Source organism: Streptomyces sp. MAR4 CNX-425 (genome assembly GCF_048656465.1).
Taxonomy (GTDB): domain Bacteria; phylum Actinomycetota; class Actinomycetes; order Streptomycetales; family Streptomycetaceae; genus Streptomyces.
The window spans coordinates 243072-264328 of the sequence record NZ_JBMDLF010000006.1 but is presented as its reverse complement, the minus strand read 5'-3'; the positions used below and the strand labels follow the sequence as shown (position 1 = coordinate 264328).

Here is a 21257-nt window from a genome sequence, read left to right as displayed (position 1 = left end):
GGTCGCCGCACGTCTCCCGTCTCTGTGCGGCATCGCCGAGTCACGGTAGCATCGACGATTGACGTTGAATAGCGGAGTGCGGAGCCCGGCGTACGCCGCCGCGGGGCGGCCGCCGGTGATCGAAACGTTGCCGAATGTTGGTGTACGGCACGTCGACGCAGCATTGGTTGCCGTTATCATTGTGCTATGTCGATAGTCAGTGAGACCGCGTCCGGGTCGCGCCAGGAGCTCGCGCCGGCGGCAGCCATGTTCCGGGGTCTGTCGGACTCGACCCGCCTGGCGATCCTGCAGCGCCTCGCCGGTGGCGAGGCGCGGGTTGTGGACCTGACGACGGCGATGAACCTCGCCCAGTCCACCGTGTCGGCCCACCTTGCCTGTCTACGCGACTGCAACCTGGTGACGGCGCGCCCCGAGGGCCGCCAGATGTTCTACTCGCTCGCCCACCCTGAACTCCTGGACCTGCTCGCGTCGGCGGAGACGCTGCTGGAGGCCACCGACAACGCGGTGGCGCTCTGCCCGAACTACGGCGTCCCGGCGGACGGCGAAGTGGCGGGCGAGCCCGTGCAGTTGACCTCCCGGCCCGCCCGCCGCGCGGCGCGCAAGCGAGCCACCCGGAGCGTCTGACCGCACCCCCCCCGTGGCAGTGCGGTGCCGTGTGTACGGCATCGGCACCCGGCCCGGGGTTGCTCCATGTACTGTCTCCACGCCCCGCCCGTCAGCCCTGTCGATGCCACGGGCGGGGCGGCTCCTTCGTGTCCTCACCGGAATCCACGCAAGCGGTCACCCGTCGGCCCTCGCCGTGGCGTGACCTCTCCTCCGGACGTCGTGTCCCGTCACCGGGCTTGAACGATCCGTGACCGAGACTCGCCACCGAACTTGCTATACGCCCGGATCGTACGCCGCCGCCGTCGCGCGAAGGTCGCAGGTCAACACCCCTGGATCATCCAGTTTCGGCGATGCCAGCCGGTTGGCCTGATGTCATCTGGCGTTCTCGCTCCTTGACTGTTCCGGTGGGGACGTCTTAGGTTTGCCGATGACAGCAGAGATCAACGGCAACATCGTCAACATCCGATGAGATCAGCCCGATGCCGATCGCATTCCCTCGCGGGGGGGTCGGCACACCTGACGAGCGCCAGGTCGCAGGGCGGTCCACGGGGGATGCCGACATTCAACGCACAATGCACTGAGGGCAGTTTCGGCCTGCCCGGTTTGCGGGTGGGAAATAGTCCCGGCCGGTGTGTTGGCAGATGGCGCGCATTCCACAATTAAAGGGGGAATTGTGGATTTTGAACTTACCGTCGAGCAGCAGCGGCGGTACGACGAGACCCTCTCCGCCGTACGGGAACAGCTCGGCGAAGAATCCCTCGGCACCGGCCGTTTCTTCACCCGGCAGCAGTGGAAGACCGCCGCATCTCTCGGGCTCACCGGACTGTGCCTGCCTCCCTCTCAGGGCGGCGGCGGACTCGGCGCCCTGGACACCGCCTTATCGCTGGAGGCGTTCGGCCGCGGCTGCCGCGACACCGGCCTGGTGTTCGCCGTCTGTGCCCATCTGCTGGCCTGCGCCGTCCCCATCCGCGACTTCGCGTCCGACGAGCTGCGCGAGCGGATGGCGACCGGCCTCACCAGCGGTGACGTCATCGCCGCGAACGCGATGACCGAGGACGACGCGGGCTCCGACGTCGGCCGTCTCGCGGTGACGGCCCGGCGCGGGGAGGACGGCGCGTACGTACTCGACGGCGAGAAGTCCTTCGCCAGCAACGCCCCCGCGGCCGACGTCATCGTGACCTACGCGCTCTCCGACCCCGCGGCCGGATTCTTCGGCGTGAGCGGCTTCGCGGTGCCCCGCGACCTCCCCGGCGTCGTCGTCGGCGAGCCGATGGAGAAGATGGGGCTGAGCAGCTGCCCCGCCGCGCGGGTGAGCTTTGAGAACTGCCGCGTCCCCGAGGCGTACCGGCTCGGCGCAGAAGGCCAGGGCGGTGCGATATTCCAGCACTCGATGACCTGGGAACGCGCGTGCCTTCTCGCCGCCTATCTGGGTGTCATGGAACACCAACTGGAACGCTGCGTCGCCCACGCCAGGGAGCGCAAGCAGTTCGGCCGCCGCATCGGCGAGTTCCAGGCGATATCTCACCGAATAGCCGTGATGAAGCAACGGCTGGAAGGCAGTCGGCTCCTGCTCTACCGCGGCTGCTGGCTGCTCGACAACGACCGCGCCCACGTCGGAGCGATTGCGCTGGCGAAGCTCGCGGTGTCCGAGGCGGCGGTGGCCAACAGCCTCGACGCGGTGCAGATATTCGGCGGCGCCGGATACCTCTCCGCCGCCGGTGTCGAGCAGATGCTCCGGGACTCGATCCCGACCACCATCTTCTCCGGCACCAGCGAGGTCCAGCGGGAGATCGTCGCCCGGGAGGCCGGCCTGTGACCCTGCACCGGTACGTCATCGACGCCGCGGCCGCGGCCCCCCGCCACCTCGCGGTGGCCGGCCCCTCGGGCTCGTACACCTACGGCGAACTGGACGACCGCGCCGGCGCCCTGGCCGCCAGGTTGCGAGACCTCGGCGTCGACCAGGGTGACCGCGTCGTCGTCTGGGCCGAGAAGTCCCCGGAGACGGTGGCGGCGATGCAGGCCGTGCTCCGGCTGGGCGCCGCGTACGTCCCCGCCGACCGCAACGTGCCGACGCAGCGGGTCGCCGCCATGGCGCGCGACTGCGGGGCCCGCGCGGTCGTCACCGACGCCGACTCGATCCCGCAACTGACCGCGGACCTGCCCGGAATCCGTACCCAGGACCTGCACGAGGAGATCGGGCCGCCGGCGGCCCCCGTCGACGAGGACGTGGACTCCGACGCCCTGGCGTACATCCTCTACACCTCCGGATCCACCGGCACTCCCAAGGGCGTGTGCGTCAGCCACCGCAACGCCGCGGCCTTCGTCGAGTGGGCGGTCCGCGAACTGGGCGCCACCCCGGCGGACCGGTTCGCCAACCACGCCCCGCTGACCTTCGACCTCTCCGTCCTCGACCTGTACGCGGCCTTCGCCAGCGGGGCATCGGTCCACCTGATCCCCGGCGAGCTGGCCTACGCCCCCCTCCAGCTCGTTGACTTCCTCCACCAGGAGCGCATCAGCGTCTGGTACTCGGTGCCCTCCGCACTCGCGCTGATGATGCGTGCCGGCGGCATGCTCGACAGGCCCGCGCCCGAACACCTGCGAGCGGTGCTGTTCGCCGGCGAGCCGTTCGCGATCGACCACGTCCGGCAGTTGGCCGGGTGGACACCGGCGCAGCTGCTGAACCTCTACGGGCCCACGGAGACCAACGTCTGCACCTTTCACCGGGTCGCCCCCGAGGACCTCCGGCGGGACCGGCCCGTGCCGATCGGCGCGGCGTGCAGCGGCGACCGGGTCTGGGCCGAGCGGCCCGACGGCGCGGTGGCCGGCGTCGGCGAGGAGGGCGAACTCCTCGTCGACGGCCCGACCGTGATGCTCGGGTACTGGGGGCAGCCGGAACACCGGGGCCCGTACCGCACGGGCGACGTGGTGCGGGTGCTGGCGGACGGCGTGTTCGAGTACGTCGGCCGGCGCGACCACATGGTCAAGGTGCGCGGGCACCGCGTGGAGCCGGGCGAGGTGGAGGCGGTCCTTTCCGCGCACCCCGACGTGGCCGAGGCGGTCGTCACGGTCGCCGGTCACGGAATGGAGGCCCGGCTGGTGGCCTTCGTCCTTCCCCGGGCCGGCCGGGAACCCGGGGTTCTGGACCTCAAACGCCACAGCGCGGAAAGGCTGCCCCGCTACATGGTGGCCGACGAGCTGCACACGGTCGCGCACCTCCCGCGGACCCGCAACGGAAAAGTGGACCGGGCCGCGCTGGCCGCACGCGTCGCGCCGGCCTCACCACCGGTGGAACCGCCGGCGAGCGTACGGGGCTGACGTCCCGGCAGACCCTTCACACCAGTACCGACACCCCAGGAAGTCAGCGCAGAGAGGGAACTCACGTGTCCAGTGACGAGATATCGGCAAAGATATCTGCCTATATCAAGGAGAGGTTTCTCAACGGGGACCAGAAAAAAGAGCTGGAGAACAGCACCCCGCTGCTCGAATGGGGCGTGCTCAACTCCATGAACACCGCCCTGCTGCTCATGTACATCCGTGACGAACTGGGCATCGTCGTGCCGCCGCAGGGGATTGTCGCGGACAACTTCAAGGACGTCAGCAGTATTACGCAGATGGTCGTCGACCTCGGCAGCCCGCAGCAGGCGACCGTCGCCGGAACGGAGTGAGGCAGGCATGAGCACCGACTACGACATCGTGATCGCCGGCGGTGGTCCGGCAGGCGCCACCGCGGCGGCGTACCTCGCCAAGGCGGGGCTGTCCGTGGCCCTCTTCGAGGGCGAGACCTTCCCCAGGGAGCACGTCGGCGAGTCCCTCGTGCCCGCCACCACCCGGGTGATGACGGAGACGGGGGTGATGGAGAAGATCGACAAGGCCGGATTTCCCAAGAAGTACGGGGCCGCGTGGACCTCGAAGGAAACCCGGGAGATCGTCACCAACGACTTCAGCAAGATAGCCCACGAATTCGGCGCCGCCGAGATCCAGTTCAGCGAGCGGGACCAGCCCGGCGTCACCCGCGACTACACGTATCACGTGGACCGCGGCAAGTTCGACACGATCCTCCTGGAGCACGCCGAGGAGCTGGGCGCGAACGTCACCCAGGGCACCCGGGTGCTGAAGGTGGACTTCGACGACCCGGACAAGGTGACCGTCACCTGCCGCAACTCCTCCGGCGAGTTCGGCGTGACCGCCAAGATGTTCGTGGACGGCAGCGGCCGGCAGACCATGCTCGGGCGGCAGCTGCGCGTCAAGGTCCCCGACCCGGTCTTCGACCAGTACGCGGTCCACACCTGGTTCGAGGGCCTGGACCGCAAGGCGATGACGCCGAACCCGGAGAAGATCGACTACATCTACGTGCACTTCCTGCCCATCAACGACACGTGGGTGTGGCAGATCCCGATCACCGACACGATCACCAGCATCGGCGTCGTCACCCAGAAGCACCGGTTCACCGAGGCCAACACCGACCGGGACAAGTTCTTCTGGGAGTTCATCGACAGCCGCCCCGAGCTGGCCGAGCAGCTCCGCAAGGCCGAGCAGCTGCGCCCCCTGAAGGTCGAGGCGGACTACAGCTACGCCATGTCGCAGATCACCGGCGACCGCTTCGTGATGATCGGCGACGCGGCACGGTTCGTCGACCCCATCTTCTCCAGCGGCGTCAGCGTCGCGCTCACCAGCGCGAAGTTCGCATCGCAGGACATCGTCGCCGCCTTCGAGGCCGGCGACTTCAGCCGGCAGCGTTTCGGCACGTACGAGAACAAGCTCCGCAACGGAGTCCGCAACTGGTACGAGTTCATCTCCATCTACTACCGGCTGAACGTGCTCTTCACCACGTTCGTGCAGGACCCGAAGCACCGTCTGGACGTCGTCCGCCTGCTCCAGGGCGACCTGTACGACGACGAGGAGCCGGAGGTGCTGCGCGTGATGCGGGAGACCGTGGAGGCGGTGGAGAAGGACGCCACCCACCTGTGGCACCCGTACCTGGGCACGCTGCGCGCGCCCGCCGCGGCACCGGCCTTCTGAACCACCGGAGTGAGGAGAGGGGCGACGTGCAGCCTTGGCCGCACCCCGGATCCGAGGCCGCGTCCCCCCTTCTTCGCACCCCGCCCCCGCACCCGTTCCGCCCTTCGGGCCCCCTCACGCGCCCGACCTTCATCCGGATCCGGCTCCGCAGACAGGTCCCGGCCGCCGACCCGGCATCCCGGTGCCGTAGGAGCCCCGTCATCCAGCCGCCCCACCAGCCCCCGTGCCGTTGGTGACCCGTGGAGGGACAGAAAAGCATGGTTGTCGAGTCAGCCGATTCGCCCGGCGAGAACGAGCCCGTCGCCATCGTCGGCGTCGGCTGCAGATACCCGGGCGGAGTGCGTGACCTCGATGCGTTCGGCACCGTCCTCGCCACCGGTGCCGACCTCACCACCGAGGTCCCGGCGGATCGCTGGGGGCCCGAGTTCTGGGACCCCGAGCGCCGGCGTCCGGGCACCACCTCCAGCCACACGGGCGCCTTCCTCGACGACATCGACCGCTTCGACCCGGCGCACTTCGGGATCGCACCGCGCGAGGCGGGGTCGCTGGACCCGCAGCAGCGGCTGATCATGGAGGTGGCGTGGGAGGCGATGGCCGACTCCGGCCGCCCCCGCGAGCAGTGGCACGGCACGCGCACCGGCGTCTTCGCCGGCATCCTGGCCAACGACTACGCTCTGCTGCACAACAAGACCCTCGGCGCCGAAGGGATCAACCAGAGCTACGCGCCCGGGGTGGAGTTCAGCTTCGCCGCCGGCCGGCTCGCGCACGCCTTCGACCTGCGCGGCCCGGCCGCGGCCGTCGACACCGCGTGCTCGTCGTCCCTCTTCGCCGTCAACATGGCCTGCCAGAACCTGCGCTCCGGGGAGTGCGACATCGCCGTCGCCGGCGGCGTCAACCTCATGGTCGCTCCCGAGCTGAGCGTGTTCATGAGCCGGGTCGGCGCGATCTCGCCGACCGGCCGCTGCCGCCCCTTCCACGCCGCCGCGGACGGCATGATCCGCGGCGAGGGCTGCGGGTTCGTCGTGCTCAAGAGGCTGTCCGACGCCGTCGCGGACCGCGACCAGATCTACGCCGTCATCCGCGGCTGGGCCGTCAACCAGGACGGCCGCAGCCTGGGCGTGACCGCCCCGAACGCGGTCGCGCAGATCGACCTGCACCGGGCCGCGCTGGCGCACGCCGGACTGGGGCCCGACGCGGTGGACTTCGTCGAGGCGCACGGCACCGGCACGCCGCTGGGCGACCAGATGGAGCTGATGGCCCTCGCCGAGGCGTACCAGGAGCGCTCCGCCGACCTGCCCCCGGTGCAGATCGGCTCCAGCAAGGCCGTGTACGGGCACACCGACGCCGCCGCGGGCATCACCGGCCTGCTGAAGGCCGTCTGGATCCTCAACACCGCCCACGTGCCGGCACAGCCCGGCCTCGACCAGCTCACCAGGGCGGTGAACTGGGACGACATCCCCATCGCCGTGCCGACCGCCGGCCACGACCTGCCCGGCACGGACCGCCCGGTGCGGGCCGGTGTCAGCTCGTTCGGGCTCAGCGGCACCAACGTGCACGTGATCGTCGAGGCGCCCGCGGACCGCGGCACCCCCGCGGCGGCCACGGGCCCCCAGGTGCTGCTCGCCTCGGCATCCGGCAAGGCGGGCCTCGCCGAGCAGGTGGCGATGGTGCGTACGGCCGTCGACGGCACCGCCGAGGACCACCTGCCCGACCTGGTGGCGTCGGCGGCGACCCGCCGTACCCACGAATCCCACCGCTACGCGGCCGTGGCCGGCGAACCGCGCGCACTGGCCGCCGCGCTGGGCGACCCCGACGAGCCGCCGCAGGGGGGCTACGCGGGCGTGGCGACGCCCGGCGACGTGCCCGCTCCGGTGTTCGTCTACTCCGGGCAGGGCAGCCAGTGGTCCGGGATGGCCGCCGACCTGTACGACGGCGACGCCACCGTCCGGGACACCCTCGACGAGTGCGACGAGCTGATCCGCAGCCACGCGTCGTGGTCCCTCGTCGACGAACTGCGCCGGGCCGCGGACGGCGCGCTGGACCGCACCGACCGCGCCCAGCCCGCGATCGTCGCCGTCCAGATCGCCGTGACCCGCTGGCTGGCGGAGCGCGGTGTGCGGCCCGCCGCCGTCGTCGGGCACAGCGTCGGCGAGATCGCCGCCGCGCACGCGTCCGGCAGCCTCTCGCTCGCCGACACCATGGAACTGGTCGTACGCCGCGGGGAGTTGCTGCACGGAACCGCCGGCGCCGGCGGGATGCTGGCGGTGCAGGCCGACCCGCCCGCGGTCCGCGAGATCCTGGCCGAGCTGGCCGGCGCGGCGGTGATCGCCGCGGTCAACGGCCCGTCCGCCGTGGTCGTCGCCGGGCCGTACGCCGACCTCGACGCGGCCGAGGCCGCGCTGACCGCCGCCGGGCTGCGCACCAAGCGGCTGGGCCTGGACTACGCCTTCCACAGCCCCGTCGTGGCCCCCTGCGGCCCGCGGCTCCGCGACGAACTGGCCGATCTGGTGCCCGGGCAGGCGTCGGTGCGCATGCTGTCCTCGGTCGACCCGGAGGCGGACGCCGTACGGCCCGACGCCTCGTACTGGGAACGCAACCTGACCCTGCCGGTGCTGCTCGGGCCGGCCGTCGACCGGTTGCTGGCCGACGGCCGGCACGCCCTGGTGGAGATCGGCGGGCACCCCGTCCTCGGCCGCCCGCTGTCCGCCGCCATGTCCGCCGCGCCGCGGCCCGGCCCGGTGCTGCACACCCTGCGGCGGACGGACGACGGTGCGGTGGCCCTGCACCAGACGCTCGCCCAACTGCACGTCGCCGGCGTGCCGGTGGACTGGGAGCGGGTCACCGGCCGGCCGCACCGCTACCACCGGCTGCCCCCGCCGTCGTGGGGCGGCGAGCGCCACTGGCTTCCCGGCGTGGAGCGCGGTCAGCAGAGCCGCCGGAACGACACGTCCGCGGCGGTTCCCGCCGCCGCGCGGCTCAGCCTGCTGGACGCGAACGGCCGCGTGATCGCCGAGATGCTCGCCGAGCCGCCCGGCGGCACGGACGGGACCGCGGCACCGGCCGGCGCGGCGACGCCCGCGGCGCTCGCCGCACCCCCCGCCGCCTCCTCTCCCGCAGCGCCCGCCCCGGCGGCCGCCGCCGTCGATCCCGCACCGGCCGCCGCCGCACCGGCGGCGGGCGCGGCGGACCCGACTCCGGCCGCGCACGTCACGGATCGCGTCGACACCGTCGTACGGGGCGTCCTCGGCATCTCCGCGGGGCAACCGCTGCCGCGCCGCCGCGGGTTGTTCGAGCAGGGCATGGACTCGCTGACCGCGGTGGAGCTGCGCACCCGCCTGGAGGCGGAGTTCCGGGTCTCCCTCCCGTCGACCGTCGTCTTCGAGCACCCGACGATCGAGGCCCTCGGCACGTACGTCGCCGGTCTGGCTCCGGCTCCGGCCGCGACCGGCGAGGCGCCCGCCCCGCAGCCCCCGGCGCGGGACACCCCGCCCGCGGCCGGCGCCGACGCCGCCGAGAGCGGCGTCGCGGTCATCGGCCTGGCGTGCCGCCTGCCGTCCGCGGACTCCCCGGACGCGTACTGGGCGCTGCTGACCGAAGGGCGCCACGCGATCGCCGAGCCGCCGCCCGGCCGCCGCGACCATCCGATCTGGACCGAGGCCGGCACCGACGTGCCCACCCGCGGCGGCTACCTGGACGACGTCGCCGGATTCGACGCGGAGTTCTTCCGCATCGCCCCGCGGGAGGCACGCTCCCTCGACCCCCAGCAGCGGCTGGTCCTGGAGACCGCCTGGGAGGCGCTGGAGGACGCCGGTCATCCGGCGGCCGCGCTGCACGGCCGCCCCGTCGGCGTCTACCTCGGCCTGAACACTGCCGACTACCAGCAGCTGCTCACACGCGACATGCGCCAGGTCGACCACTACTACGGAACGGGCACCTCCTTCGCCGCCACGGCCGGGCGGGTCTCGTACTTCCTGGGGCTGCGCGGCCCCAGCATCGCCGTCGACACCGCGTGCTCGGCGTCCCTGACGGCGCTGCACCTCGCGTGTCAGGGCCTGGACCGCGGCGACTGCGAGATCGCCGTCGTCGGCGGCGCCAACGCCATCGTCGCCCCCACCGTCTCGGTGTCCATGGCCGGGGCCACCGCCCTCGCCGCCGACGGCCGGTGCAAGACCTTCGACGACGCCGCGGACGGCTACGGCCGCGGCGAGGGCGCCGTCGCGCTGATCCTCAAGCCGCTCGCGGCGGCGCAGCGCGACGGCGACCGGGTCTACGCCGTGGTGCGCGGCAGCGCCGTCAACCAGGACGGCGCCAGCGGCGGGATGACCGTACCCAGTGCCGCCGCCCAGACGGACGTGGTGCGGCAGGCTCTGGACCGGGCCGGCTGGAACCCGCACGAGGTCGACTACGTCGAGGCCCACGGCACCGGCACCCCGCTGGGCGACCCGATCGAGGTCCGGGCCCTGGCCGAGTCGCTCGGCCCGGGCCGGGACTCCGCGAACCCGCTGCTGATCGGTTCGGCCAAGGCCAACCTTGGCCACCTGGAGGCCGCGGCCGGCGTCGCGGGCCTGCTCAAGGCCGTCCTGGCGCTGCACCACGACGAGATACCGCCGCACCCGCTCGACCGGCCGTCGACCCGCATCGCCTGGGACAGCCTCCCCGTCGAGGTCGCGACGGCCCGCCGGCAGTGGCCCGAGCGCGGCCGCCCGGCGCGGGCCGGCGTCAGCGCCTTCGGGTTCAGCGGCAGCAACGCCCACGTCCTCGTCGAGCAGGCCCCGCCCGCCCCGTCCCCGGCTCCGTCCCCGGCCGCGCCCCGCGTCACGCCGTACGTCCTGCCCGTGACCGCCGCCACCCCCACGGCGCTGCGGGAGGCCGCGTCGCGCATGGCGGACCGGCTGGACGCCGCGCCGCACGAACTCGACGACATCGTCTACACGGCCGCCCACCGCCGGTCCTGGCTCCAGCACCGCCTGGCCGCCGTGGGACACGACGCCGCCGAACTCGCCGACCGGCTGCGCCGGGCCGCTGCCGGCGAGGACCCCGGCGAGGCCGCGCAGGTACGCGTCGGCAGCGCGGAGGACGAGCGCCCGCGGACCGTGGCGTTCTGGTACGGCCCCGAGTTGCCGGCCGCCGCGGTACGCCGCCGGCTCGGCGCCGCCCCCGACTACGCCCGCGCCCTGGCCACCTGCGCCGACACGCTCCGGACGATCACCGGCACCCCCCACGACCTCACCGCGGAGCCGCCGGCCGAACTGCGCGCGGCGTACCGCTTCTGCCACCACGTGGCCGCGACGATGCTGTGGTCCAGCGTCGGCATCACCCCGCACGGCACCGTCGGGCTCGGTGACGGGGAGGCCGCGGCGGCCTGGGCCGCCGGCCGGCTCGGAATCGCCGACGCGCTGCGGCTGCTGACGGGAGACGCGCAGGACATCGAACTGCGGCCCGGCCGCATCCCCGCCGTGTCCGCCGGGCACGCCGGACCTGCCGCCACCGCCGCCGAGCTGACCGGCCGGTTCGACGCGCCCGCCGAGGCCACCGCGGCCGAGTGGGGCGGGTGCGCCGACCGGATCGCGGCCGCACGGCTGGACGCGGTGCTCGACGTCGTCCTGGGGGACCTGCCGGAGCCGGTCGCCCACCGGTACGGGGTGTCCGTCGAGGCCGGTGACCCGCTGCTGCGCTTCGCCCTCACCGCGGGAGAGCTGCTCGTCACCGGCTGCGCCCCGACCGGCCCGGTCTCGCCCCGGCGCCCGGTCAGCCTGCCCGCGTACCCGTGGGAGCGCCGCCGCCACTGGCTGCACGACGAGCGCTCCGGCGCCGCGGCGCCGCTGGTCCCGTGGGTGCTGACCGCCCCCGACCGGACGATGCTGCGCGAGACGGCCGACCGGCTGCGGGCGTTCGCCGCCGCCGACGACTCGGTGACCACCGCCGACGTCGGATGGTCGCTGGCCACCGCGGGCTCCGCCCACCGGCACCGCGGCGTCGTACTCGGCCGCGACCGGGAGGACTTCCTCGACGGCCTGCGCACCCTGTCCCTCGGCACCCCGGGCGTGAACTCCCTTCTCGGACAGGCACGTCCGGGCCGGCAGCCGGTCCTGCTCTTCCCCGGCCAGGGCTCGCAGTGGGACGGCATGGGCGCACGCCTGCTCGACACCTCCGGCGTCTTCGCCGAGCAGATGCACGCCTGCGCGGACGCGCTCGCCCCGCACGTCGACTGGTCGCTGCTGGACGTCGTCCGCGGGAACCCCGACGCGGCGTCGCTGGAGCGCGTGGACGTCGTCCAGCCCGCGCTCTTCGCCATGATGGTCTCGCTCGGTGCCCTGTGGCGGGCGCACGGCGTCGCCCCCGCCGCGGTCGTCGGCCACTCCCAGGGGGAGATCGCCGCCGCGCACGTCGCCGGTGCGCTGTCGCTGCCGGACGCCGCGAAGATCGTCGCCCTGCGCAGCCGGGCGCTGGTGGCCCTCTCCGGCCTCGGCGCCATGGCCACGGTGAGCCTGGGCCTCGCCGACACCGAGCGGCGGCTCGCCCCCTGGGAGGACCGCCTCTCGATCGCCACGGTGAACGGGCCCCGGACGACCGTCGTCTCCGGCGAGACCGCGGCGGTGGAGGAGTTCACCGCCGCGTGCACCGCGGACGGCGTACGGGTCCGCCGCGTCGGCGTCGACTACGCCTCCCACAGTCCCCAGGTCGAGGCCGTACGCGACCGGATCCTGGCCGACCTGGACGGCATCGCGCCCCGGCCGGGCACCGTGCCCTTCTACTCCACCGTCACCGGCGGCGAGATGGACACCCGTGAGCTGAACGCCGAGTACTGGTACGCCAACCTGCGGCACACCGTCCGGTTCGAGCAGGTCACCAGGCTGCTCCTGGACCGCGGTCAGGATGTGTTCATCGAGGTCAGCCCGCACCCCGTGCTGGCCGTCGGGGTCGAGCAGACCATCGAGGACGGCGACGGCTCCGCCGTGGTGGCCGGGACCCTGCGCCGCAACGACGGCGGCCCCGACCGGTTCACCACCTCCCTGGCCGAGGCTTTCGTTCACGGCGTGGACCCGGACTGGCCCGCCGCCTTCGCGGGCACCACCCCCCGGCACGTCGACCTGCCGCACGAGCGCCCCGCGGACGGGCCGGCCGCCGCCTCACCGGAAGAGGCCGGCTTCTGGGACGCCGTCGACAACCAGGACGCCGCCGCGCTGGCCGACACCCTCGGCCTGCCCGGGGACGACGCGGCCGCCCCCTCGCTCGACGCGGTCCTGCCCGCGCTGTCCGCGTGGCGGCGCCGGCACCGCCTCGGCTCGACGGTCGACTCGTGGCGCTACCGCGTCACCTGGAAACCCGTCTCCGTGCCCCCGCCCGCGGCGCCGTCGGGGACCTGGCTGGTGGCCGTGCCCGCGGACCCCGGCGAGCAGGACGGGACGGGCGCGCTCACGGCCGCGCTGCGCGACGGCGGCCTCGACGCCAGGCCCGTCGCCGTGGACCCGGGCACCACGGACCGCGCGGAGCTCGCCCGGGCCCTCGGTGACGCGGCGGCCGACTGCCCGGACCTCGCCGGGGTGCTGTCCCTGCTCGCCCCGGACGAGACCCCGCATCCGGAGCACCCCGCCGTCACCCGCGGCCTGGCGGGCACCGTGCTCCTCCTCCAGGCCCTCGGCGACGCGCAGATCGGCGCACCGCTCTGGTGCGTCACCCGCGGCGCGGTCTCCACCGGCCCGGCGGACCCGGTGCGCAGCCCCGCCCAGGCCCAGACGTGGGGCATCGGCCGGGTCGCCTCCCTGGAGCACCCGCAGCGCTGGGGCGGACTGGTCGACCTCCCCGAGGAGTTCGACGGCACCGCCGTACGGAACCTGATCACCACGCTCACCCGCGCGGGCGGCGACGACGGCGCGTACGGCGAGGACCAGGTCGCCCTCCGGCCCGCCGGCGCGTACGTGCCCCGGCTGACCCGCGCGCCCCGCGGCGACACCTCGGCCACCGGCCGCTGGACGCCCCGGGACACCGCGCTGATCACCGGCGGCACCGGCGGGGTCGGCGCCCACGTCGCCCGCTGGCTCGCCGCCAACGGCACCGCGCACCTGGTGCTCACCAGCCGCCGCGGCCCCGACGCCGACGGCGCGCGGGAACTCCGCGAGGAGCTGACCGGGCTGGGCGCCCGGGTCACCCTCGCCGCCTGCGACGTCAGCGACCGCGACGCCCTCGGGGCGCTGCTCGCCGACATCCGCGCCGAAGGACCGCCCCTGCGGACCGTGGTGCACGCGGCCGGCGTCGGAGTGTTCGGCCCGCTGGACACCGTCGGCGCCGCCGACCTGGACCGCAACCTCGCCGCCAAGGCCGGGGGCGCCCGGCACCTGGACGAGCTGCTCGACGGCGAGGACCTGGACGCCTTCGTCGTCATCTCGTCCGTCGCCGGCATCTGGGGCAGCGCCGACCACGGCGGCTACGCGGCCGGCAACGCCTACCTCGACGCCCTCGCGGAACACCGCCGGGCCCGCGGTCTGCCCGCCACGTCGATCGCCTGGGGCGCCTGGGCCGCCAGCGGCATGAACGTGGGCGCAGGAGCGGAGCAGCTGCGGCGGCGCGGCCTGGTCGCCATGCCGCCCGAGCACACCACCGCGGCGCTGGCCGGCGCGGTCGGCCGGGACGAGACCACGGTCACCGTCGTCGACATCGAATGGGACCGCTTCGCCCCGTCCTTCACCATGGCCCGCCGCCAGCCGCTGCTGGAGGAGCTGACCGAGGTACGCCGCGTACTCGGCCTGGACGACGACGCCCCCGCCGACGCCCCCGCCTCCGGCCTCGCCCGCGAACTGGCCGAGCTGCCGGCCGCGGAGCAGACCCGCCGGCTCCTCGACCTCGTCCGCGAGCACACCGCCGAGGTCCTCGGCTTCGACGCGGCGGACACCGTGCAGCCGGACCGGTCCTTCCAGGACCAGGGCTCCGACTCCGTCACCGGCGTCGAGGTCCGCAACCGGCTGCAGACCGCCACCGGCCTGCGCCTGCCGGCGACGCTGGTGTTCGACCACCCGACCCCCACCGGCCTGTCCGCCTACCTCCACACCCAGCTCACCGGAGCCCACGAGGCCCGCCCGGGGCAGCCCGCCGCCCCCGCCACGGTGGCGGCCGACGACGACCCGGTCGTGATCGTCGGGGCGGCCTGCCGCTACCCGGGCGGGGTGACCTCGCCCGAGGAGCTGTGGGAACTGGTCGCCGAGGGCCGGGACGCGGTGTCGGACTTCCCGGCCGACCGCGGCTGGGACCTCGACGGGCTGTACGACCCGGACCCGGACCGCCCGGGCACGTCGTACAGCAGGCGGGGCGGCTTCCTCGCGGACGTCGCCGAGTTCGACGCGGACCTGTTCGGGATCTCCCCCCGCGAGGCCCTGGCCATGGACCCCCAGCAGCGGCTGCTGCTGGAGACCTCCTGGGAGCTGTTCGAACGCTCCGGCATCGACCCGCTGTCGCTGGGCGGCACGCGGGCAGGCGTCTACGTCGGCGCCGTCGCCCCCGACTACGTCACCGGCATGCCCCAGGTCCCGCACGCCCTGGAGGGGTACTCGGTCACCGGCAGCGCCACGAGCGTGATCTCCGGCCGGCTGGCGTACGCGTACGGCCTGGAGGGCCCTGCCGTGACGGTGGACACGGCGTGTTCGTCGTCGCTGGTGGCGCTGCACCTGGCGGCGCAGGCGCTGCGGCAGGGCGAGTGCGGCCTCGCGCTGGCGGGCGGCGTGTCCGTGCTGTCCAGCCCGAAGGCGTACGTGGAGTTCAGCCGGCAGCGCGGGCTCGCCGCCGACGGCCGGTGCAAGTCGTTCGCCGCCGCCGCCGACGGGTTCAGCCCCGCCGAGGGGGTGGGCCTGCTGCTGCTGGAGCGGCTGTCGGACGCCCGCCGCAACGGCCACCGGGTGCTGGCCGTCGTCCGCGGCAGCGCCGTCAACCAGGACGGCGCGTCCAACGGGCTGACGGCGCCGAACGGCCCGTCGCAGCAGCGGGTGATCCGGCAGGCGCTGGCGACGGCCGGGCTGACCACGTCCGACGTCGACGCCGTGGAGGCGCACGGGACGGGTACGAGCCTGGGCGACCCGATCGAGGCGCAGGCGCTGCTGTCCACGTACGGCCAGGACCGGCCCGAGGACCGCCCGCTGTGGCTGGGTTCGGTCAAGTCGAACATCGCGCACACGCAGGCCGCCGCGGGTGCGGCGGGTGTGATCAAGATGGTCATGGCGATGCGGCACGGACTGCTGCCCAAGACGCTGCACGTCGACGAGCCGTCGCCGCACGTGGACTGGTCGGCGGGGGCCGTCGAGCTGCTCACCGAGGGCCGCCCGTGGCCGGAGAACGGCCGGCGGCGCCGGGCGGCGGTGTCCTCGTTCGGCATCAGCGGCACCAACGCCCACGTCATCGTGGAGGCCGCCCCCGAGCCGGCCGCCGACGAGGCGGAGACCACGCCTCCCGACGAAGCCGGTGCCCCTGGTGGGGCGCTGCCCGTCGTGCCGTGGGTGGTGTCGGCGCGCTCGGAGGAGGCCCTGCGGGGCCAGGCCGCGCGGCTCGCGGAGTACGTGTCCGCACACCCGGAGCACAGCCCCCTGGACAGCGCCTACTCGCTGGCGACCACCCGCGCCCACCTGGAGCACCGCGCTGTGATCCTCGCCGAGGGCGAAGAGGTCGCCGGGGCACTGCGCGGTCTCGCGGAGGGGCGGCCGGCGGCGGACGAGGTGTCGGTCGGTACGGCTCGCGGTGGTGGGCGTGTGGTGGGGATGTTCCCGGGCCAGGGGTCGCAGTGGGCGGGTATGGGCCGTGAGCTGTACGCGGCTTATCCGGTGTTCGCTGAGGCGCTGGACGAGGTCTGTGCGGAGCTGGACCCGCTGCTGGAGCGTCCGTTGCGGGAGGTGTTGTTCGCCGGGGCCGACTCGGCGGAGGCGGAGTTGCTGGATCAGACGGCGTATACGCAGCCTGCGTTGTTCGCCGTGGAAGTGGCTCTGTTCCGGTTGCTTGAGGCGTGGGGGATACGTCCCGACGTGCTGGTCGGTCATTCGGTGGGTGAGTTGGCCGCGGCCCATGTGGCCGGGGTGTTCTCGCTGGCGGACGCGTGCGCTCTGGTGGCCGCGCGGGGCCGGTTGATGCAGGCGTTGCCGGAGGGCGGGGCGATGGTCTCGCTCCAGGCCGGTGTCGATGAGGTGACTCCGCTGCTTGAGGGCCGGGAGGAGCGGGTGGCGGTGGCCGCCGTCAACGGCCCCGCCGCGACCGTGATCTCGGGCGACGAGGACGCGGTGCTGGAGATCGCGGCCGAGTTCGAGAAGCAGGGCCGGAAGGTGCGTCGGCTTCAGGTCAGCCACGCCTTCCACTCGCCGCTGATCGACCCGATGCTGGCGGAGTTCCGCCGGGTTGCCGAGCGGGTCGCGTTCGCGGCGCCGCGCATACCCGTCGTCTCCGACGTCACCGGCCGGCCGCTGACCGCGGACGAGGCCACCAGCGCCGACTACTGGGTGAACCACGCCCGCCAGGCCGTCCACTTCGCCGCAAGCGTCACCTGGCTGGCCGGGCACGACGCGTCGGTGCTCGTGGAGATCGGCCCCGGCTCCGTGCTGACGGCGATGGCGGCCGACTGCCTCGCCGACACCGACTCGCAGGCCGTGACCGTGCCGATCCTGCGCCGCGACCGTCCCGAGGCCGCCTCCGCCGTCACCGGCGCGGCCCGCGCCTTCGCGCACGGCGTGCCCGTGGACTGGTCCGCCCTGTTCGACGGTACGGGCGCGCGCCGGGTGGAGCTGCCCACGTACGCCTTCCAGCGCACCCGCTACTGGCTCTCCCCGAGCGCCGGCAGCGGCGATCCGGCGGGGCTCGGCCTGGGCACCGCGGACCACCCGCTCCTCGGTGCGGCCCTGCACCTGCCCGACGGCTCCGCCGTCCTCACCGGCCGGCTGTCCACGCAGGCCCAGCCGTGGCTGGCCGACCACGCGATCGCCGGGATGGTGCTGCTGCCCGGCACGGCGTTCGTCGAACTCGCCGTACGCGCCGGGGACGAGGTCGGCTGCGACCGCGTCGGGGAACTCACCCTGGAGACCCCGCTCGTCCTGCCCGGCAAGGGCGGCGTCGCCGTCCAGGTCCGCGTCGGCACCGAAGACGACTCCGGCCACCGCCCGCTGACCGTCCACTCCCGCACCGAAGACGACACCGGCGAGCCGGCGGAGTGGACCCGGCACGCCAGCGGCGTCCTGACCAGCGCCGGCCCCGCCCCGGCGCCCGGCACCGACCTCGGCACCTGGCCGCCGCCGGGGGCGGAGCCGATCGCACTCGACGGCTTCTACGAGGAGATGGCCGACTCCGGCTACGCGTACGGGCCCGCCTTCCGCGGCGTCGGGAGCGCCTGGCGGCGCGACCGCGAGGTCTTCGCCGAGGTGGCGCTGCCGGAGGCCGCCCGCGAGGAGGCCGGGCGGTTCGGCATCCACCCCGCCCTGCTGGACGCGGCGACGCATCCGCTGGGGCTGGCGGAGCTGTTCGGCGGCGGCCCGTCGCGGCTCCCGTTCGCGTGGACGGGCGTCTCGCTGGCGGCTGCCGGGGCGACACACGTCCGGGTACGCCTGGCCGCGGACGGCGGTGACGCGGTCACCGTGGACATCGCCGACGGCACGGGCCGGCCGGTGGCGTCGGCGGAGTCACTGGTGATGCGGCCCGTCGAGGTGGACCAGCTGGAGCGGATCGGCAAGGGCGAGCAGGGCTCGCTGCTGTGCGTGGACTGGCCCGAACTGCCGGCGGCGCCCGGGGTGGCTTCCGGTCACTGGGCGATGGCCGGCGACGGCCCGCACGGGCTGCGCGAGCGCCTGGTGGCAGCGGGCGTCGAGGTGGCCGCCGCACCTGATCCGGCGGCCCTCAACGGCGACGAGCCGGTGCCCGACGTGCTGCTGCTGCCCTGCTTCGGCGCCCCCGGCGACCGGGAGACCGGGCTTGACGCCGGTGCGGTGCACACGGCCGTGTCCCGGGTCCTCGCGTTCGTCCAGCAGTGGCTCGCCGACGAGCGGTTCGCCTCCGCACGGCTGGCCGTCGTCACCCGCGGAGCCGTCGCGGCGGGCGACGGGGAGCCGGTGGCCGACCTCACCCAGGCCGGCGTCTGGGGCCTGCTCCGCTCGGCCCAGTCCGAGTACCCGGACCGCTTCCTGCTGATCGACCTCGACGACGACGAGGCGTCCCTGCGGGCGCTGCCCGCCGCGGTCGGCAGCGGCGAGACGCAGTCGGCGATCCGCGGCGGAGCCGTCCGTGCCGCGCGCCTGACCCGCCCCGACCCGGAAACGCTCGCCCTACCGCGATCCGGGCCGTGGCGGCTCGACGTACGGCCCACCGGCACGTTCGACGGGCTCGAACCGGTCCCGGCACCGGAGGCGGCGGCCGCGCTGGCACCGGAGGAGATCCGCATCGACGTCCGCGCCGCGGGCCTCAACTTCCGCGACGTCCTCATCGGCCTGGGCCTCTACCCGGGCGAACCGGTGCTGGGCACCGAGGCCGCGGGCGTGGTCGTCGAGACGGGCTCCGACGTCTCCGGGTTCGCCGTGGGCGACCGGGTCATGGGCCTCGTACCGGAGTCGTTCGGCTCCCGGGCGGTCGCCGACCACCGGCTTCTCGCCCGCGTCCCGGACGGCTGGTCGTTCGAGCAGGCCGCCTCGGTGCCGGTGGTGTTCCTGACCGCCTGGTACGGGCTGGTGGACCTGGCCGGCCTCAAGCCCGGCGAGACCGTCCTCGTCCACGCCGCCGCCGGCGGCGTGGGCATGGCCGCGGTCCAGCTGGCCCGGCACCTGGGCGCCGAGGTGTTCGCCACCGCCAGCCCGCCGAAGTGGGACGCGGTACGTGAACGGGGCGTCGACCCGGACCGGATCGCCAACTCCCGCACCCTGGACTTCGAGGAGCAGATCCTCCGGGCCACCGGTGGCGCCGGCGTGGACGTGGTGCTCAACTCCCTGGCCGGCGAGTTCCTCGACGCCTCGCTGCGGCTGCTGCCGCGCGGCGGCCGGTTCCTGGAGCTGGGCAAGACCGACCTCCGCGATCCGGCGGACGTCGCGGCCGCGCACCCGGGGGTGACGTACGCCGCGTACGACCTGATGCAGGCCGGACCGGAGCGCATCCAGCGGATGCTCACCGAGGTCGTGGCGCTGTTCGAGAAGGGCGTCCTGCAACCGCTGCCGGTCGCCACCTGGGACGTACGCGACGCCAAGGCGGCCTTCCGGCATCTCAGCCAGGCCCGGCACGTCGGCAAGGTCGTCCTCACCGTCCCGCCCGCCCTCGACCCGGACGGCACCGTCCTGGTCACCGGCGGCACCGGCGCACTCGGCGGCCTCGTCGCCCGCAACCTCGTCACCGCGCACGGTGTACGCCACCTGCTGCTGGCCAGCCGGCGCGGCACCGACGCCCCCGGCGCCGCGGAACTGGTGGCCGAGCTGCACGAACTGGGCGCCACCGCCTCGGTCGAGTCCTGCGACCTCGGCGACCGGGACGCGGTCGCCGGACTGCTCGCCGCCGTACCGGCGGAGCACCCGCTGACCGGGGTCGTCCACACGGCCGGGGTACTCGCCGACGGGGTGGTGGAGTCGCTGTCGGCCGAACAGGTCGACGCGGTGCTGCGGCCCAAGGCCGACGCCGCGCTCCACCTGCACGAGCTGACCCGGGACCTGGACCTGGCGGCGTTCGTGCTGTTCTCCTCCGCGGCCGGCGTGCTCGGCGCGCCCGGGCAGGCCAACTACGCCGCCGCGAACGCCCTTCTCGACGCCCTCGCCGCCCACCGCCGCTCGCGCGGGCTGGCCGGCACGTCTATCGCCTGGGGCCTGTGGGCGCAGACCGGCGGCATGACCGGGCACCTCGGCGAACAGGACATCTCCCGCATGTCCCGCTCCGGACTCGCCGCGCTCTCCGCCGGGCAGGGCCTCGGGCTCTTCGACGCGGCGCTCGCCGGGAGCGAACCGCTGGTCGTCGCCGCCCGAGTGGACACCGCCCGGCTGCGTGGCCAGGCCGAGTCCGGCACGCTGCCGGCGATGCTGCGCGGCCTCGTACGCGCCCAGCCGGCCAGGCGCACCGCCGCCGCGGCCGAGGACACCTCCGCCCTGGAGCGCCGCCTCGCCGCCGCCGACCCCGGCGAACGCCAGCGGATCCTCATCGACCTCGTCCGCACCCACGTCGCCGCCATCCTCAGCCACACGGCCGGCGACGCCGTCGACGAGGACCGGGGCTTCGGCGACATCGGCTTCGACTCGCTGACCGCGGTCGAGTTGCGGAACCGCCTCGGCACGGCCACCGGCCTGCGCCTGCCCGCCACGCTGACCTTCGACTACCCGACGCCCGCCGCGGTCGCCACCTACCTGCGCGGCCGACTCGCCCCCGACGGCGAGGACGGCGGGGCAGGCGTATCTGGCGACGGCGACGGCACCGACCCGAGCGAAGCCGAGATCCGCCGGATGATCGCCGCCATCCCCCTGACCAAGCTGCGCCAGGCCGGGGCGCTGGACCTGCTCGTGCAGTTGGCGCAGACGGGCGACGAGGCCGAGGAAACCAGCCCGGGCGACTCCGCGGCCATCGACGAGATGGACATCGCCGACCTCATCCAGATGGCACACAACGACGGCAACGGCCACCCAGGAACGGGAGTCCACGATGACCGCTGACACCGA

The 21257-nt window shown here is 74.3% G+C and carries 6 protein-coding genes; all 6 read left to right on the top strand.

Annotation, left to right across the window (positions count from 1 at the left end; genetic code table 11):
- Positions 1-186 precede the first annotated feature (186 nt).
- The 6 genes from ACHZ99_RS18990 (at position 187) to ACHZ99_RS18965 (ending at position 21251) form a co-directional block, all read left to right on the top strand.
- Entirely contained in the window at positions 187-624 is a 438-nt protein-coding gene (locus ACHZ99_RS18990) for an ArsR/SmtB family transcription factor (RefSeq protein ID WP_420305825.1), read from the top strand.
- 655 nt (positions 625-1279) lie between these two features.
- On the top strand, positions 1280-2422 hold the full coding sequence (locus tag ACHZ99_RS18985; RefSeq protein WP_420305824.1) for an acyl-CoA dehydrogenase family protein: 1143 nt from the start codon (positions 1280-1282) through the stop codon (positions 2420-2422).
- Positions 2419-3921 (top strand): amino acid adenylation domain-containing protein, encoded by a 1503-nt coding sequence (locus tag ACHZ99_RS18980; protein ID WP_420305823.1) that lies wholly within the window; start codon positions 2419-2421, stop codon positions 3919-3921. The genes ACHZ99_RS18985 and ACHZ99_RS18980 overlap by 4 nt, the downstream gene beginning before the upstream one ends.
- 65 nt (positions 3922-3986) lie before the next feature.
- The gene (locus ACHZ99_RS18975) at positions 3987-4271 is read left to right on the top strand and encodes an acyl carrier protein (RefSeq protein WP_420305822.1); all 285 of its coding nucleotides are present in this window, start codon (positions 3987-3989) and stop codon (positions 4269-4271) included.
- A gap of 7 nt (positions 4272-4278) precedes the next feature.
- Entirely contained in the window at positions 4279-5625 is a 1347-nt protein-coding gene (locus ACHZ99_RS18970; RefSeq protein WP_420305821.1) for an NAD(P)/FAD-dependent oxidoreductase, read from the top strand.
- A gap of 257 nt (positions 5626-5882) precedes the next feature.
- Positions 5883-21251: an SDR family NAD(P)-dependent oxidoreductase gene (locus ACHZ99_RS18965; protein WP_420305820.1), complete on the top strand. Its 15369-nt coding sequence runs from the start codon at positions 5883-5885 to the stop codon at positions 21249-21251.
- The last annotated feature ends 6 nt before the right edge of the window (positions 21252-21257 follow it).

Bases quoted from the DNA above. Each gene is read 5' to 3' on its own strand.
- ACHZ99_RS18990 (WP_420305825.1), top strand. From the start codon at position 187: ATGTCGATAGTCAGTGAGACCGCGTCCGGGTCGCGCCAGGAGCTCGCG.
- ACHZ99_RS18970 (WP_420305821.1), top strand. From the start codon at position 4,279: ATGAGCACCGACTACGACATCGTGATCGCCGGCGGTGGTCCGGCAGGC.
- ACHZ99_RS18965 (WP_420305820.1), top strand. From the start codon at position 5,883: ATGGTTGTCGAGTCAGCCGATTCGCCCGGCGAGAACGAGCCCGTCGCC.